This window comes from Streptomyces sp. NPDC005963, assembly GCF_040638655.1.
In the GTDB taxonomy this organism is placed as follows: Bacteria; Actinomycetota; Actinomycetes; order Streptomycetales; family Streptomycetaceae; genus Streptomyces.
Genome location: NZ_JBEXVD010000032.1, coordinates 61666 through 77774, shown reverse-complemented (window position 1 = coordinate 77774; position 16109 = coordinate 61666). Strand labels below are relative to the sequence as shown.

Here is a 16109-nt window from a genome sequence, read left to right as displayed (position 1 = left end):
ACCCGCCCCGCACCGCCGCAAGCTCCCCAGCCCTCATACAGCCAGCGAACTACCGAACACCCAACATGACAAGACAGCTAACAAAGCACTACTAGCGCCCTGTCCCGGGAGTGGGGTGCTCCGCCACCAGGTGCGGTCCCCGCTCCTGGCCGTGAGCCGGGAAACGTCCTCTGGGGGCGACGGGTCGGGCGGGTAGTGCGGTCACACCTCCCGGTCCGGCCCTTCGGGGCGGCCGGCTTCGTGGCAGCGTGCGGCCAGTTCACCGCGGGAGCGGATACCGAGTTTCGCGTAGATCCGGGTCAGGTGGTACTGCACGGTCTTGACGGAGATGAACAGTTCCGACGCCGTCCGCTGGTTGCTCGCGCCCTGGGCGACGAGCCGGGCCACGGCCTGTTCCTGAGCGGTGAGCGACGAGGGCCCGAGACCGCCGCGCGCCGTGCTCACCCCGCCTGCCTGGAGTTCGCGGTCGCAGCGCTCGGTGTAGGTCCGGGCGCCGAGTGCACGATAGGCGTCCCGGGCGTTCTTCAGGACCGTGTCGGCGTCACGGCGCTTGCCTGCGCGGCGCAGGGTCTGGCCGTAGGCGAAGTTCACCCGGGCGCGGTCGTACGGAAGGGGAAGGCCGTCGAGATGGGCGAGGGCGGTCTCGAACGCCATGCGGGCGGCGGCGACATCGCCGCGGGCGGCGGTGATCCGTCCCCGGACCAGGCCCAGCCGCGCCTGGGTCGAGCGGTGCTCCCGGCGGGCCGCCAGGTCTTCGTGCGGAGCGAGGAAGGCATCGGCTTCGTCGATGCGGTGCGTCATGACCAGGGCGTTCGCGTACACGTCCGGCCAGGGCCAGAAGCCGGGTTCGTCGATGCCCGTGCGGTCCGGCAGCCGGACGACCGGTGCGAGGGCTTCGACGACCTGTGCGTAGTCCCCGCGGGCCTCGGCCACCTGGGCGCGGGCCAGACAGGACGGGACCACCATGACTTCGTAGTGGTCCATGCCCGCCGATGCCTCTTCCAGATGGCGTTCGGCCGCCGCCCAGTCGCCGCGGAGGGCGTGGATCTGTGCTCCGGTCCAGTGCACGGCCGGGCGGACGAGTTCGATCCTGACCTCGGCGAGCCGTGCCGCCGCGCGGTCGACCGTCTCCAGCGCCTCCGGCCAGGAGCCGAGCGCGAATTGGGTACGGGCCAGCCATGCCTGGGCCCAGAGCGAGATGCGGGTGGAGCCCATCCGATAGCCGGTGGGCACGGCTCCCTCCAGTTCGCGGCGGGCGGCTTCGGGGGCGTCGTGGGCGAGGTCGACCCAGCCGCGGCCGAGGCGGAACCGCTGGGACTGGGCGCCTCCGGAGTCCTTGGCGAGGGCTCTCTCGTAGACGGCGACGGCCTCCGCGGGTCGTCCGAGGGCTGCGAGTCCGAGTCCCAGCACCGCCTCGGACTCGATGGCTGAGGGGTCGCCGGGTTCGGCGCACTCCAGTGCCCGGCGGGCCCAGGTGACGAGCGCGGGCGCGTCCCAGCGGCCGAGGGCATGGAGGACGCGCCGTTGGGAGATCCTCGCCATCAACTCGGGCCGTAGCTCGGTGTCACAGCGCGCCTCGGCCTGCGTGAGGAAGGTCTCCGCTTCGGCCGCGCGTCCGCGCATGATGGCCAGATAGCCGAGGACGACATCGCGGAGCGTACTGGCGGGGAAGCTCTCCAACTCGGCGGCGAAGACCGCCGCCCGGGGCACGTCCCCGGCGGCGATCATGGCGTCGACCGCGCGCAGCAGCCGGTCCTGGCGGTCGGCCCGGTCGGTGCTCAGCCGGCCGGCACGGACGAGGGCGTCGGCGACGGCGGCCCACTCCCCCGCGGACGCCCGCTCGGCGGCGTACCGGTCGAGTTCCGCGGCGAGGTCCGCATCGGCCGTGGTCGCGGCGGCGCGGTGGGTGAGCCGGAGGCCGGGGTCGTCGGCGATGTCCGCGGCGCGGCGGTGCAACTCACGGCGGCGGGCCAGACCGATTCCGGTGCGGACGGCGGCGCGGGTCAGCGGGTGGGGGAAGGAGAGCAGGGTGCGCCCCGGCTCGACGGTGGCGGTGAGCAGTCCGGCGGCGCACGCCTCGTCGGCGGCGGGCAGGGCGTCGTCGAGGTCGGCGAGTGCGGCGGCGGCGACCACGGGGACCTCGTCGGAGCCGCCGTCACCGTCGCCGTCACCGTCGACGAGCACGGAGCACGCCTCGACCAGCGCCCGGGTCTCGGCACCGCAGCGGGCGAGCCGTTGCCTGATGTCCGCGGTGTAGCGCGCGGGGGCGGGCAGTGCGGGCTGCCACTCCTGCCAGACGTCGCGCGGCAGTTCGCGGAACAGCCGCAGGAGGTGCCGGGGGTTGCCCAGGGTGTGCCGGCGAAGGTGGCGGGTGGCCCGGAGGGAGAGCGTGAGGTCGGCGGCGACCCGGGCCAGCTCCCTGATCTCCTCGGGGCCGAGCGGTCCGAGTCGTATCGACCCGTCGCGGTGGCGGTCGAGGAGTTCCAAGGTCCGTGGGGGGACCTCGCCGTGCGGGCCGTGGAGGTCGTCCCGTGCGATCAGCAGGACCAGGATCCGTTCCGTGGTGAAAGCGCGGACCGCGGAGTCGATGGCGCGAAGGCTCTCCGGGTCGGCCCAGTGCGCGTCATCGACGACCACCGCGAGGGGGCCGTGGCGCTGGGCTTGGGTCCAGAGCCGGTGCAGCCGTCCGGCCGCTTCGAGGACCGGGTTGGCGGGTGCGGGGCCGGGAGCGGGCTCCGGGTCAGGAGCCGGTGCACAGGCCCGCGCCAGTTGTTCCATCACGCCGAGTGGCAGCCCTGCTTCCCAGGGCGCCCCGCTGACCTGGACGATCCGTAGCTCCTGGGTGGTGCAGGTCTGCGGGGCGCCCTGGCCGGACGACCCGGGAGCGGCAGGGGGGACGAGGGAGACGAGCGGTACCGGCCCCACGGGAGCCGCGGCGGGAACGGTCGGCCCGAAGTCCCGGGAGAGCGCTGGCTGGACGGGGCCCGCGCCCCCGGCCGCGAGGACGTGCCCGGCGAGGGCGGTCTTGCCGCTGCCCGCCGGGCCCTCGATGAGCACGGCCGTGGGTCGACCCGTGCGAGCCGCCCGGAGCAGACGGGCCAGTACAGCGATCTGTCCGGCCCGCCCGATCAGACTGCGCTGCTGGTCAGAGCGGTTCTCCATGGGCCAGCACGCTAGCACTGCCGTGCGCCGCCGCCAGGGGAGCGGGAGCCGGGGCTCAGCCTTGGTCCCCGCCCGCCACGGGCAGCACGGTCCCGGTGATGTAGGACGCCTCGTCGGAGGCGAGGAAGACGATCGCCGCCGCCTGTTCCGCCAGCGAGCCGTACCGCTTCATCAGTGAGGACGAGACGGTCTGGTCCACGATCTGCCGGTACCACTCCTGCTCCCGGTCCCCTTCGGGTGCCGGCCCGCGGGGGATGCGGCGGGCGGGTGCGTCGGTGCCGCCGGGTGCGGTGGCGACGACCCTGATGCCGTACGGGGCGGCTTCCAGGGCCAGGGCTGCGGTGATGGCGTTGACCCCGCCTTTGGCCGCCGCGTAGGGCAGTCGATTGACGCCCCGCGTGGCGACGGAGGAGACGTTGACGATCGTGCCGGAGCGCCGCTCGATGAGATGGGGCAGCACGGCCCGGCACGTCCACAGGGTCGGGAAGAGGGAGCGCTGGACCTCGGCGCGGATCTGGTCGGGGGTGTAGTGCTCGTACGGTTTGGCCCAGATCGTTCCGCCCACGGTGTTGATCAGGCAGTCGATCCGGCCGTGGCGGTCCAGGGCGAAGGCGATCGCGGCCTCGGCGCCCTCGTACTGCTCAAGATCGACGACGACGCCCGTGCCGCCCATCTCTGCGGCGGCCTCGTGGACCGCTTCGGAGCGGTCGGCCAGCACCACATCGGCCGACTCCGCCGCCAGCCGGTGGGCGACGGCGAGGCCGATGCCCTGGGCGGCGCCGGTGACCAGGACCGCACGGCCGCTGAAGCGGCCCGGGTGCGCGGTCACCGGGCGGCCCCCGCGGTCTCCTTCGGCGCGCCGAAGACGGCGTCCGTGGGTGGTTCGGTCGTGGGTGGTTCGGTCGTGGCCGTCACTGCGAACCGCTCGTAGTGGAAGGCGGCCGGAGTGATCCCGAGGGCCGAGATGTGGCTCCGTACGGCGTCGACCATGGCGGGCGGCCCGCAGAGGTAGACGTCGGTGTCGCCGCCGTGCAGGGTTCCGGCGTCGATGAGCCCGGTGACGTAGCCCTTGTTCCGTGCTCGGGAGGCCGGGTCGGCGACGCAGTGGTCGAAGGTGAAACCGGGGATGACGGACGCGTAGTGGGCGAGGGTGTCGAGATGGACGAGGTCCTCGTCGGTGGTGACGCCGTAGAGCAGGTGCACGGGGTGCGCGGGTGGGGTCTGCGTGAGCCTCTCCAGCATCGACAACAGCGGTGCGAGCCCGGTGCCGCCCGCGAGAAGGAGTGCGGGGCGGGTGAGCGGACGGAGGTAGAAGGTGCCCATGGGCCCGGTGAATCGGACCCGGTCGCCCGGCTGGGCGCGCTCGGCGAGGTAGCCCGACATCACACCGCCTTCGGTGATCCGTACGAGGAAGGAGGCCGCCTGCTGGTCGGGCCCGGAGCTGAAGGAGTAGGAGCGGTGCTGCTCGGTGCCGGGCACCGTGATGTTGACGTACTGGCCCGGCAAGAAGTCCAGCGCGCCGCGGTCGTCGACGGCGAGGGTGAGGCCGACGGTGCTTGCCGAGTGGCGCTCGACGGCCGTGACCGTGGCGGTGTGGACGGCTGCGGCGGTCCGGGCGGCGGCCGAGGTGGCGGGGATGCGCAGCACGAGATCGCTCAGCGGGGTCATCTGGCAGGGCAGGCAGTGGCCGCTGGCGGCCTCGTCGTCGGTCAGGGCCTCGTCGATGTAGTCGCCGCCGTCGTAACTCCCGGACTCGCAGAGCGACTTGCAGGTGCCGCAGGCTCCGTCGCGACAGTCGAGCGGGATGTTGATGCGCGCCCGGTAGGAGGCGTCGGCGACGGTCTCGTCCGGGCGGCAGTCGATGAAGCGGGTGATGCCGTCCTCGAAGCTCAGGGCGACCTGGAATGCCGTGGGGCTGCTCATGGAGTGCTCGTTTCGGACCTGTCAGACGTGGTAGACGTCGACGACGTGGTGGACGTAGTCGTTCTTGAGCACGACCTTCTTGGCGAGGATCAGCGGGGCGTCGCCGCGGAAGTCGATGCGGTAGAAGGAGGTGCCGAAGTAGGTGTCGACGCTCTGGTAGCGGTAGTAGAGGGTGAACCAGTTGAAGCGCACGTCCACGACGCCCTCGGACTCCCCGGTGATCTCCACATTGGTGATGTTGTGGCCGGTGCGGGGCTCGGGCAGGCTGGTGGCGCTGGAGCGGTCGGTGCGGATGCGGAAGACCCGGTCCTCCAGACCGCCGCGGTTGGCGTAGTAGACCAGTGAGATCTCGGTCCGCGGATCGCGGGTGAGTTCCTCGTCGTCGGCCCAGGCGGGCATCCAGAACTCGGCTTCGGGGTGGTAGCACTCCAGCCACTGCTCGAACTCGCGGTCATCCAGGTGGCGGGCCTCGCGGTAGAGGAACCGGCGGACCGTCTCCAGGGGGACGGCCGGGGTATCGGGTGAGGGCGTCCGTGGTGTGGTGGCGGCGCCGTGTGTCGGGGTGGTCGTGGTCGTCATGCGGGTGAGGTCCCTTCGTCGCGGTCGTTGCCGGGCTCTGCTGCCACGCCGGCGGTGCACTGCGGCCCTGGTGGTGGGCGGCCCGTGCCCCGCACGGGCGCGCTCCGGGGAAGTGACGGTCAGGCGTCCAGGGCCCGGCGGAGGGTCTGCTGCCAGTAGCCGTGTTGGATCGGGTAGAGCCCTTCGTCCTCGGTGCGGACCCCGCTGGCGATCGGCTTCAGCCCGATGCGCCGGGCGTCCTCGTCGGGTCCTTCGATCTGGTGGACCGCGCCCCGGCTGAGGTCGTTCCACGGGGCTGCGCCCGCCAGATAGGTCTTCTGGCAGGAGCGGAACTCCTCCAGGTCGTCGGGCGTGGCCATGCCGGTGGCGTTGAAGAAGTCCTCGTACTGGCGGATGCGCAGGGTCCGGGCCTCGGCGCTCTCCCCCTTGGGGGCAATGCAGTAGATCGTGACCTCGGTCCGGTCGACCGAGATCGGTCGGAAATGCCGGATCTGGGAGCTGAACTGGTCCATGAGGTAGACGTTCGGGTAGAGGCAGAGATTGCGGGAGACGCCGATCATCCAGTCCGCCCTCGCCTCGCCGAACTCGGCGACCAACTCGTCACGGCGGTCGTGCAGGGGGCGGTTGGTGGGGTCGAGCCACTTCGTCCAGAGCAGGAGGTGGCCGTGGTCGAAGGAGTAGAAGCCGCCCTGCTGCTTGGACCAGCCGCCGGCGTCCATGGTCTTGGTGTCGTTGGCCGATTCGCCCGCGGTCCGGCGGGCCTGGGTGGCCGCGTAGTTCCAGTGGGTCGCGGAGACGTGGTAGCCGTCGGCCCCGTTCTCCGTCTGGAGCTTCCAGTTGCCGTCGTACGTGTACGTCGACGAGCCCCGGAGCACCTCCAGGCCCTCGGGTGACTGGTCGACCACCATGTCGATGACCTTCGCGGCCTCGCCGAGGTGCTCGACAAGGGGGACGACGTCCAGGTTGAGGCTGCCGAAGAGGAAGCCCCGGTAGTTCTCGAAGCGCGCGACCCGGGTGAGGTCGTGCGAGCCGTCGGTGTTGAACTGCTCGGGATAGCCGGCGCCACGCGGGTCCTTAACCTTCAGGAGCCTGCCGGTGTTGCTGAACGTCCAGCCGTGGAACGGGCAGGTGAACGTGGTGCGGTTGTCCGTCTTGCGGCGGCAGAGCATCGCTCCGCGGTGGCTGCACGCATTGACGAGGGCGTGCAGTTCGCCCTGCTTGTCACGGCTGATGACGACCGGCTGCCGACCGATGTAGGTCGTGAAGTAGTCCCCTGGCTCGGGGATCTGGCTGTCGTGGGCGAGGTAGACCCAGTTGCCCTCGAAGATGTGGGCCATCTCCAACTCGAAGAGTTCCTCGTCCGTGAAGACGCTCCGACGGACGCGGTACACACCCGTTTCGGAGTCCTCCTCCAGGGCGTCTTCGAGGATGGCCCGCGCACGGCCCCGGTCTTCGGCCATGTTCCGTCCCTTCGATCGTTACGGCTGCTTTTCAGCACCATGACATCGAAGTGAAGAAGGTGGCCCTAGGCGTTTCCCCAGGGTTGACCCAGGGGGGTATTGATATCGACCGCATATCAATACCGTGCATTCAGATATTTGTTGCGTCTGGGATTCGGTCCCTACGATGAAGCGCAATTGAGGGGGATTCCGATGGAACTCAGACACCTCCGGTATTTCGCCGCGGTCGCCGACACCCGCCATTTCGGCCGGGCCGCCGAGCGGCTGCACATGGCCCAGCCCCCGCTCTCCCAGGCGGTCCGCCGACTGGAGACGGAACTCGGGGTCGCACTCTTCACCCGTACCACCCGGCAGGTCGACCTGACCGCCGCCGGGGAGGTGTTCCATGCCGACGTACGGCGCGTCCTGACGGCCGTCGACGAAGCGGTGGAGCGGGTGAAACGGTTCACCGCCGGGGTGGCCGGGGTCCTGCGGATCGGCTTCACCGGCTCCGCCTCGTACCGCCGGCTGCCCGCCCTGGCGCGGCTGGTCAAACGCGCGCTCCCGGGGGTGACGCTGGAGGTGCACACCGAGTTGCTGACCCCCGCCCAGGAGGCGGCACTGCTCGACTTCCGCCTCGACGTGGGCGTACTGCGCCCACCGGTACGGCGGGAGGGCATCGCGCATCGGGCACTGGCGGATGAGCCGCTGGTCCTGGCGGTGCCCGAGGAGCACTGGCTCGCCGAGGCGGAGTCAGTGCGGATGGAGCAGCTGCGGCAGGAGGACTTCATCCTGTACGGGGCCGCCCTGGGGTCCGTCGTCCACGAGGCGGTGATCAGCGGCTGTCTGACGGCGGGGTTCCGTCCGCGACGGTCCCACGAGGTGGCCGAGACCTCCATGGCACTGGCACTGGTGGCCGCCGGGCTCGGCGTCGCCGTGCTGCCGGACTCGATCCGCGCCGCCCGCCGCGAGGGGGTGGTCTGCAAGGAGATCGTGGACGCGCCGACCGTGGGGCTCGTCCTGGCCTGGCGCGAGGACGACGACTCGGCGCTGCTGAGAAAACTGCTGGAAACCCTGGAATCAAACGGCATGTTCATCACACCCGAGAATCACGACGGGGTACCGCATGAAAATCACCAGGATTGAAACGATCCCCTTTGCGATTCCGTACCGCAAGCCGCTCAGATTTGCCAGCGGTGAAATCCACACCGCTGAACACGTACTGGTTCGGGTCCACACCGACGCCGGTCTGACGGGAGTGGCGGAAGCTCCGCCCCGGCCCTACACCTACGGTGAGACCCAGGAGTCGATCATCGCCGTGATCGACCGGATCTTCACCCCCCAGCTGCTGGGGCTCTCCGCACTGGAGCGGGAGACCGTCCACGCCCGGCTGGACCGGACCGTCGGCAATCCGGCGGCCAAGTCCGCCCTCGACATGGCGCTCTGGGACGTCCTCGGCCAGGCGACCGAACAGCCGGTGTCCGGGCTGCTCGGCGGCTGGACCGACCGGATGCGGGTGAGCCACATGGTGGGCTTCGCCCCGGCGCAGGAGATGGTCGCCGAGGCCGAGCGGGTCCGGGAGGTGCACGGCATCACCGTCTTCAAGGTCAAGGTGGGCCGACAGCCCTGGACCGACGACGTCGCCGCCTGTCGCGCGCTGCGGGAGGCCCTCGGCCCCGAAGCGGAGCTGTACGTCGACGGCAACCGGGGGTGGACGGCTGCCGAATCGGCCCGGGCACTGCGTGAGATGGCGGACCTGGGGCTGACCTTCGCCGAGGAACTGTGTCCGGCCGATGATGTGTTGGGGCGGCGCTGGCTGGTCGGGCAGTGCACCGTTCCCTTTATCGCGGACGAGAGCGCGACCCGGCCGGCCGAGGTCACCCGGGAGTTGCTGGGCGGCTCGGCCACCGCGATCAGCATCAAGACGGCCCGTACCGGATTCACCACATCCCAGCGGGTGCTGTACCAGTGCGAGGGGTTGGGCGCGGCCGTGGTGATGGGCAATCAGATCGACGGGCAGATCGGCACCCTCTGCTCGGTGGCGTTCGGCGCGGCGCACCGATCGTCCTCCCGGCACGCCGGCGAGCTCTCCAACTTCCTCGACATGACCGACGACCTCCTCGCCGAACCGCTGTCCGTCGTGGACGGACACCTCCGGGTCCGGGAGGGCGCGGGGCTCGGCATCGTGATCGATCCGGAAAAGCTGGCCCGCTACCGCCAGGACGTCTGAGCCGCCCGCTCTTCCCGCATCTCCCCCGCATCCCCCTGCCTGCCCCCCTGCCGGCCTGAGCAGTTGCCCCCACGCAGCCACCCGAAGACCCCGAAGCGCCGCAAGAACCCGAAGGAAGGACGAACCACCATGACCGACACGACCACCGCCCCCGCCACCGCCACCGCCCCCCAGTCCGAGCAGGCCACGGCCGCCGCGTCCGGGGCCGCCGCGACCGAGCGGTTCCGCAGCAAGCGACCGTCCACCGAGGCGACGAACGCCGACACCCGGCGGGTCGACACCGTCGTCACCGAGGTCCTGGCCGCCGTGCACGACGTGATCCGCCGGCACCGGGTGACCTATGCCGAGTACGACGCCCTCAAGTCCTGGCTGATCCAGGTCGGACAGGACGGCGAGTGGCCGCTGTTCCTCGACGTCTGGGTGGAGCATGTGGTGGAGGCCGTCGCCAATGAGGACCGCCGGGGCAGCAAGGGCACCATCGAGGGCCCCTACTACGTCCCGGGCTCGCCCTCCTTCAACGGCTCGGCCACCCTGCCCATGCGCGCGGACGAGCCCGGCACCCCGCTCCTCTTCCAGGGCATGGTGACCTCGGTGGACGGCACCCCCCTGCCCGGCGCGCGGATCGAGATATGGCACGCGGACGCGGACGGCTTCTACTCCCAGTTCGCCCCCGGGCTGCCCGAATGGAATCTGCGGGGCACCGTCGTCGCGGACGAGCTGGGCGGTTTCGCGATCAGCACCGTGGAGCCCGCGCCGTACCAGATCCCCACCGACGGCTCCTGCGGCCGGCTGATCGCAGCGGCCGGCTGGCACGCCTGGCGCCCCGCCCACCTGCATCTCAAGGTGTCGGCGCCCGGCCACCAACTGATCACCACCCAGCTCTACTTCCGGGGCACCAGCCATGTGGCCGACGACATCGCATCGGCCGTCAAGCCCGAACTGATCCTCGCTCCGGTCGCGAGCGGAGACGGCGAGGGCCGCGAGGTCACCTACGACTTCGTCCTCGACCGGATCTGACGCACCCCCACCCACCCTCCGGTACCACCGTCCGGTACCGGCCACCGGCGAAGGAAGAGCACATGTTGTTCGCAGTGACGATGGACGTCGCGCTCCCCCACGACCTCGAACCCGCGGTCCGCGCGGATCTGATCGCACGGGAGAAGGACTACTGCCAGGACCTCCAGCGCGCGGGCGTCTGGCTGCACATCTGGCGACGTGCGGGGCAGTACGCCAACCTCAGCGTCTTCGACGCCCCGGACAACGACCGGCTCCACGAGATCCTCTGGAACCTGCCGCTCTTCCCCTATCTGACGATCGAGGTCACCCCGCTGGCCGCGCACCCCTCCGCGCTGACGGCGAGCTGATCGCCGTGGGCTCGACGGAGGTGGGCGAGGCAGTGGCGGACAGTACGTCGGTCCGGGGCGCCCCGGACAAGGTGGTGGGGTCGGCCGCCGAAGCGGTCGCCGATCTCCCCGATGGCGCATCGCTCGCGGTCGGCGGCTTCGGGCTCAGCGGGGTGCCGAACGTGCTGATCTCGGCGATCCACGCCCGGGGCACCAATGGGCTCAGAGTGGTCTCCAACAACTGCGGTGCCAAGGAGTCGGGTCTCGCGGTGCTGCTCGCCGCGGGCCGGATAGCCCGGGTCACCGGCTCGTACATCGGCGCGAACAAGGAGTTCGCGCGCCAGTATCTGAGCGGCGAGCTTGAGGTGGAGCTCATCCCCCAGGGCACGCTCGCCGAACGGCTGCGGGCCGGCGGCTGCGGCATCCCCGCCTTCTACACCCCGGCCGGCGTCGGCACCCTGGTCGCCGACGGCGGACTGCCCTGGCGCTACGACGGGGTGGGCGGGGTGGCGCTGGCGTCCCCGCCCAAGGAGGTACGGGCCTTCGACGGCGTCGACCACGTCCTGGAGCACGGCATCCGCACCGACTTCGCACTGGTCCGTGCGGCCCGGGGCGACCGCCACGGCAACCTCGTCTTCCGCAGGTCCGCCCGCAACTTCAACCCGCTGGCCGCCATGGCAGGTCGGATCACCGTGGCAGAGGTGGAGGAGTTGGTCGAGCCCGGCGCACTGGACCCGGACACGATCCATCTACCGGGCGTCTTCGTCCAGCGCGTTGTCGCCCTCACCCCCGAGCAGGCGGCAGAGAAGCAGATCGAACAGAGGACGGTGCGCGGCTGATGGCCTGGACACGGGAGGAGATCGCCGCGCGCGCGGCCCGGGAGCTGCGCGACGGCGAGTACGTCAACCTCGGCATCGGCCTGCCGACGCTGATCCCGGACCATCTCCCCGAGGGCGTACGGGTCGTGCTGGAATCGGAGAACGGAATCCTGGGCACCGGTCCGTACCCCACCGAGGACGAGGTCGACCCCGATCTCATCAACGCCGGCAAGGAGACGGTCACCGTGCTGCCCGGGGCGGCGTTCTTCGACTCCGCGCTCTCCTTCGGAATGATCAGGGGCGGCCACATCGACACCGCCGTCCTGGGCGCGATGCAGGTCTCGGCAGGCGGCGACCTCGCCAACTGGGCCGTGCCCGGAAAGCTGGTCACCGGCATCGGCGGGGCGATGGATCTGGTCCACGGCGCCCGGCGGGTGGTGGTCACCATGACCCACACCGCCAAGGACGGCAGCCCCAAGATCGTCGCGGAGTGCTCGCTACCGCTCACCGGCCGCGCCTGCGTCAACCGGATCATCACCGATCTGGGCGTCCTCGACATCACCGCGCGGGGCCTGGAACTGGTCGAAACCGCTCCCGGCGTCACACCGGAGGAGATCCGGGCGGCGACCGCCGCGCCGATTCACACCCGAACCGCAAGGAGCCCGCGATGAAGGACGTCTACGTCGTTGACGCCGTCCGCACCCCGATCGGCCGGTATGGGGGCGCGCTCTCCGGCGTCCGCCCCGACGACCTCGCCGCCCGGGCGCTGCGGGCGCTGCTGGACCGGACCCCGGAGCTGGACCCGGCCAGGATCGGCGATGTGTTCCTCGGCAACGCCAATGGCGCGGGCGAGGAGAACCGCGATGTGGCGCGGATGGCGGTGCTGCTGGCGGGGTTGCCCGTCACCGTGCCGGGGGTGACCGTCAACCGGCTCTGCGCCTCCGGTCTGGAAGCCGTCGTCCAGGCGGCACGGGCCATCGCGCTCGGCGATGTCTCCGTCGCGGTGGCGGGCGGCGTGGAGTCGATGAGCCGGGCCCCCTGGGTGCTGCCCAAGCCGGAACGGGCCTTTCCGGCAGGTCATCAGGAGCTGTACTCGACCACGCTCGGTTGGCGGATGGTCAATCCGGCGATGGACCCGCAGTGGACGGTACCGCTGGGCGAGAGTGCCGAGCTGATCGCCGAGCGCCACGGCATCAGCCGGGCACGCCAGGACGCCTTCGCGCTGGCCAGCCATGAGAAGGCGGCCCGAGCCTGGCAGGAGGGAACGTACGCGGCGGAGGTGATCCCGGTCGAGGTGCCCGGGCGCGGAGGTCCGGTGGCCTTCGACCGGGACGAGTGCGTACGGGAGGACGCGTCGCTGGAGGCGATGGCGAAGCTGAGGCCGTCCTTCCGAACGACCGGCGGGACGGTGACGGCCGGCAACGCCTCGCCGCTCAACGACGGGGCCGCGGCGCTGCTGCTCGCCGACGAGGAGGGAGTGCGCGCGACCGGTCGGGAGCCGCTGGCCCGGATCGGCGCCAGCGCGGTGACCGCGATCGAGCCGCAGTGGTTCGGGCTGGCCCCGGTCGGGGCCGTGCGCCGGGCGCTGGACCGGGCCGGGCGGAGCTTCGGCGACCTCTCCGTACTGGAGCTGAACGAGGCGTTCGCAGCCCAGGCCCTGGGCTGCGTCGCGGAGTGGCCCGAACTCGATCCCGAGATCCTCAACCCGCGCGGCGGTGCCCTCGCGATCGGCCATCCCTTGGGCGCGTCCGGTGCCCGACTGGCGGGCGCGGTGGCCCACCAGCTCAAGGCGGCGGGCTCGGGCACCGGTGTGGCGGCGCTCTGCATCGGCGTCGGCCAAGGTCTGGCACTGGTCCTGGAGCGCTGAGGGACGGCGGCACCCTGCGCGGACCCCATCGATCGGGCCCGTACATCCTCTCCCTCAGATCCCCAGGAGCCCCCATGCCCCATCCCCTCCCCCTGCACCACAGCCTCTCCGGCCCGACCGACGCACCACTGCTCGTCTTGGGCCCCTCCCTCGGCACCACGACACGGGTGTGGTCGGCCCAGGTGCCGGCGCTGGGGCGGACGTTCCGGGTGGTGGCCTTCGACCTACCGGGGCACGGGGGCTCCGGTACGCAGGGGCTGCCGCCCGCCGGCGCGACGACGGTCGGCGATCTCGCCGGGCGGGTGCTCGAACTCGTCGACGGACTGCGGTACGAGCGCTTCCACTACGCCGGGATCTCCCTCGGCGGAGCCATCGGCGCCCGTCTCGCGGCCGACGTCCCGGGGCGAGTGACCTCCCTCGCCCTGGTCTGCTCCTCCGCCCGCTTCGGGCCCCCCGAGCCGTGGCGGGAGCGGGCCGCGCTGGTGCGGTCGCGGGGAATGGCACCACTGACGGCGACCGCGCCCGGCCGGTGGTTCGCCGGGCCCGGCACGGCCGGGACACCGCTGGGGCGGGCGCTGCTGCGGGACCTGGCCGCCATCGAGCCGGCCGGGTACGCGGCCTGCTGCGACGCCCTCGCCACGTACGATCTGCGTCCCGCTCTGGGGCGGATCACCGCTCCCACCCTGGTCGTGGGCGGCGCCCTGGACACGGCCACGCCCCTGCCACACGCCCGGGAACTCGGGGCGGGAATCCCCCGCGCTACGGTGGAGAGCATCGGCACCGGGCACCTCGCCCTGGAGGAGCCCCGGGCCGTGATGGAGTTGCTCCTCGCCCATCTGGGCCGGATCGCCACACCGTCCCCGTGATGCACCGGGCCGCCCGGGCCCGTACGGACGCACAGACACAGCAGCGCACCACCCGCCGGAGGCCGCCGTGCACCACAGCGCCACCCCGTCCCAGCCGCGCCCGGAGATCGCCCTGTCCTGGCAGCGCTCCCGGATGAGCGGACTCAGCCCGTCCGCAGCCGCGGTCCGGGTGGACTCGGACGCGGTCGACCCGGCCGGACGGCTGGCGACCGCCGCCGGACCGGTGCTGACGGAGTTGGCCGCACAACTCGGTGACGCGGCGTTCTGTGTCGTGCTCGCCGACCGGGCGTCCCGGATCGTGGCCCCGACCGTCGGCGGGGGCGGCGGACTGCGGACCGTGCTCGAAGGGCTGGGCGTGGTCCTGGGCGGGGTGTTCCTGGAGGAGACCACCGGCACGAACTCCATAGCGACCGTCCACGAGGTGCGGCGGGGCATGGCCGTACACGGGGACGAGCACTATCTGGAGCCCTTCAAACGGTTCAGCTGCTACGGGCACCCGATCACCCATCCGGTGACGCGACGGCTGGAGGGCGTGCTCGACATCACCTGCCTCCGCCGGGACGACTCACCGCTGCTCGGCCCGTTCCTCGCCCGGGCGGCGCGGGACGTGGAGGAACGGTTGCTGCGCTCGGCGCGCGCCGCGGAACAGCGGCTGCTGGCGGCGTTCCAGGTGGCGTCAGCCGGGCGGAAGGGACCCGTGCTGGTGCTGGGGGAGGGCGTGGTGCTGGCGAATCCGGCGGCGGTGGAACTCCTCGACCCGATCGATCACCTGCGGCTGCGGGAGTTGGCTGCTGCGCTTCCCCGGCGCGGCGGGCAGCGACGTGAGGACGAGGTGACGCTCGCATCGGGGCGCACGGTGGCCGTCCGGTACCGGGGGTTGGACACGGGAACGGAGGGTGCGGTCTTCGAGTTCGGCGAGCCGGAAGCACCCCGGCACTCGGTCACCCGGCCCTCCGCACGACCGTCGACGCCCGCCCCGGGCACTCCGGTCCACATCGGTGGGGCCCCGGGAACGGGACGGACCGCCACGGCGCAACGGCTCGCGGCGGAGGCGGGCGTCGGGCTGGTCTCCCTGGACGGTTCGGAGGCTGCGGCGCTCGGCACGGCCGGGTGGCTGGCGGCCTTCGGCGAGGCGGTGGAGACCGCCCGGAGCGGCGGAGACCTGCTGCTGGTGGAGGAGGCACAGCTCCTCCCCGACGCCTGCGCGGTGCGGCTGCGGCGCCTTCTGGAGCGGGCGGACCGGCCGTGGATCGCGCTGACCGGCCCGCCCGTCCGGGAACTGACCGACGGGGGCGCGGCCCTCGCGACCGGCTGTCCGGAGCGGATCGAACTGCGGCCGTTGCGCGAGCGCACGGAGGAACTGTCGGACCTGGTGCGGGCGATGGCCGCGAACGCGGGCTCCGACGGCCGGGTGCGCTTCACACCGGCGGCGCTCGCCGCGCTGGCCGGGCACTCGTGGCCGGGGAACCTGCGCGAGTTGGACACGGTCGTGCGTACGGTGTTGGTCCGCCGCTCGGCGGGCGATGTGACTCCGGGCGATCTACCGGACGGCTACCGGGTGAGCCCCCGGCTGCGCGGGATGACACCGCTGGAGCTGGCCGAGCACGATGCGATCGCGGCGGCACTGAGCGCCTGTGGCGGCAACAAGCTGCGGGCCGCACGGCAGCTCGGCATCAGCCGGACCACGCTCTACAACCGGATGCGTGCGCTTCGGATCACGGTCTGAGGGCCCGGAGAGTGTCCAGTAGTTGAACACTTCGCGGTGTTCCCGCGGTTCTAGCCTGCCAGGAGATCCCCTCGGCAAAGGAGCCGCCCCGTGTCCACCACCGCTCTCCTTCCCCCTGCGCAGATCCCGCCCGGCCCCTCCGGCCCACTCCGCTGA

At 71.8% G+C, this 16109-nt stretch carries 14 protein-coding genes; 9 read left to right on the top strand and 5 right to left on the bottom strand.

Features of this window, described 5'->3' with window-relative positions; all coding sequences use genetic code 11:
* Window positions 1-201 precede the first annotated feature (201 nt).
* From ABZ348_RS30275 to benA, 5 genes are all read right to left on the bottom strand, one after another.
* Complete coding sequence (locus ABZ348_RS30275; protein WP_358938442.1) at window positions 202-3162, bottom strand: AAA family ATPase; 2961 nt, start codon at window positions 3160-3162, stop codon at window positions 202-204.
* A gap of 55 nt (window positions 3163-3217) precedes the next feature.
* Entirely contained in the window at window positions 3218-3991 is a 774-nt protein-coding gene (locus ABZ348_RS30270; protein ID WP_358938440.1) for a 1,6-dihydroxycyclohexa-2,4-diene-1-carboxylate dehydrogenase, read from the bottom strand.
* Entirely contained in the window at window positions 3988-5085 is a 1098-nt protein-coding gene (gene benC / locus ABZ348_RS30265; RefSeq protein ID WP_358938438.1) for a benzoate 1,2-dioxygenase electron transfer component BenC, read from the bottom strand. Before benC ends, ABZ348_RS30270 begins: the two co-directional genes overlap by 4 nt.
* Window positions 5086-5106: 21 nt before the next feature.
* Window positions 5107-5664 (bottom strand): benzoate 1,2-dioxygenase small subunit, encoded by a 558-nt coding sequence (gene benB / locus ABZ348_RS30260; protein WP_358938436.1) that lies wholly within the window; start codon window positions 5662-5664, stop codon window positions 5107-5109.
* Between the two features lie 119 nt (window positions 5665-5783).
* Entirely contained in the window at window positions 5784-7124 is a 1341-nt protein-coding gene (benA, locus tag ABZ348_RS30255) for a benzoate 1,2-dioxygenase large subunit (protein ID WP_358938434.1), read from the bottom strand.
* Window positions 7125-7316: 192 nt separating this feature from the next.
* Here benA and ABZ348_RS30250 point away from each other — a divergent pair, with 192 nt between their 5' ends.
* The 9 genes from ABZ348_RS30250 to ABZ348_RS30210 all read left to right on the top strand — a co-directional run bounded on the left by ABZ348_RS30250 (window position 7317) and on the right by ABZ348_RS30210 (window position 15953).
* A complete protein-coding gene (locus tag ABZ348_RS30250) occupies window positions 7317-8249 on the top strand; it encodes a LysR family transcriptional regulator (protein WP_358938432.1) in 933 nt (310 codons plus the stop codon).
* Entirely contained in the window at window positions 8230-9333 is a 1104-nt protein-coding gene (locus ABZ348_RS30245; protein ID WP_358938430.1) for an enolase C-terminal domain-like protein, read from the top strand. Before ABZ348_RS30250 ends, ABZ348_RS30245 begins: the two co-directional genes overlap by 20 nt.
* A 129-nt stretch (window positions 9334-9462) precedes the next feature.
* Window positions 9463-10350, top strand: coding sequence for a catechol 1,2-dioxygenase (gene catA / locus ABZ348_RS30240; protein WP_358938428.1), 888 nt, complete (start codon window positions 9463-9465; stop codon window positions 10348-10350).
* A 62-nt stretch (window positions 10351-10412) separates the two neighbouring features.
* Window positions 10413-10697 carry a muconolactone Delta-isomerase family protein gene (locus ABZ348_RS30235; protein ID WP_358938426.1) on the top strand — a complete coding sequence of 95 codons (285 nt, stop codon included), beginning with the start codon at window positions 10413-10415 and terminating at the stop codon, window positions 10695-10697.
* A 32-nt stretch (window positions 10698-10729) separates the two neighbouring features.
* Complete coding sequence (locus ABZ348_RS30230) at window positions 10730-11515, top strand: CoA transferase subunit A (RefSeq protein ID WP_358938424.1); 786 nt, start codon at window positions 10730-10732, stop codon at window positions 11513-11515.
* Window positions 11515-12165, top strand: coding sequence for a CoA transferase subunit B (locus tag ABZ348_RS30225; protein WP_358938423.1), 651 nt, complete (start codon window positions 11515-11517; stop codon window positions 12163-12165). The genes ABZ348_RS30230 and ABZ348_RS30225 overlap by 1 nt, the downstream gene beginning before the upstream one ends.
* Entirely contained in the window at window positions 12162-13361 is a 1200-nt protein-coding gene (locus ABZ348_RS30220) for a thiolase family protein (RefSeq protein WP_358938422.1), read from the top strand. The genes ABZ348_RS30225 and ABZ348_RS30220 overlap by 4 nt, the downstream gene beginning before the upstream one ends.
* A 74-nt stretch (window positions 13362-13435) precedes the next feature.
* Window positions 13436-14227 (top strand): alpha/beta fold hydrolase, encoded by a 792-nt coding sequence (locus ABZ348_RS30215; protein ID WP_358938420.1) that lies wholly within the window; start codon window positions 13436-13438, stop codon window positions 14225-14227.
* A 67-nt stretch (window positions 14228-14294) separates the two neighbouring features.
* Window positions 14295-15953 (top strand): helix-turn-helix domain-containing protein, encoded by a 1659-nt coding sequence (locus tag ABZ348_RS30210; RefSeq protein ID WP_358938418.1) that lies wholly within the window; start codon window positions 14295-14297, stop codon window positions 15951-15953.
* Window positions 15954-16109 lie beyond the last annotated feature (156 nt).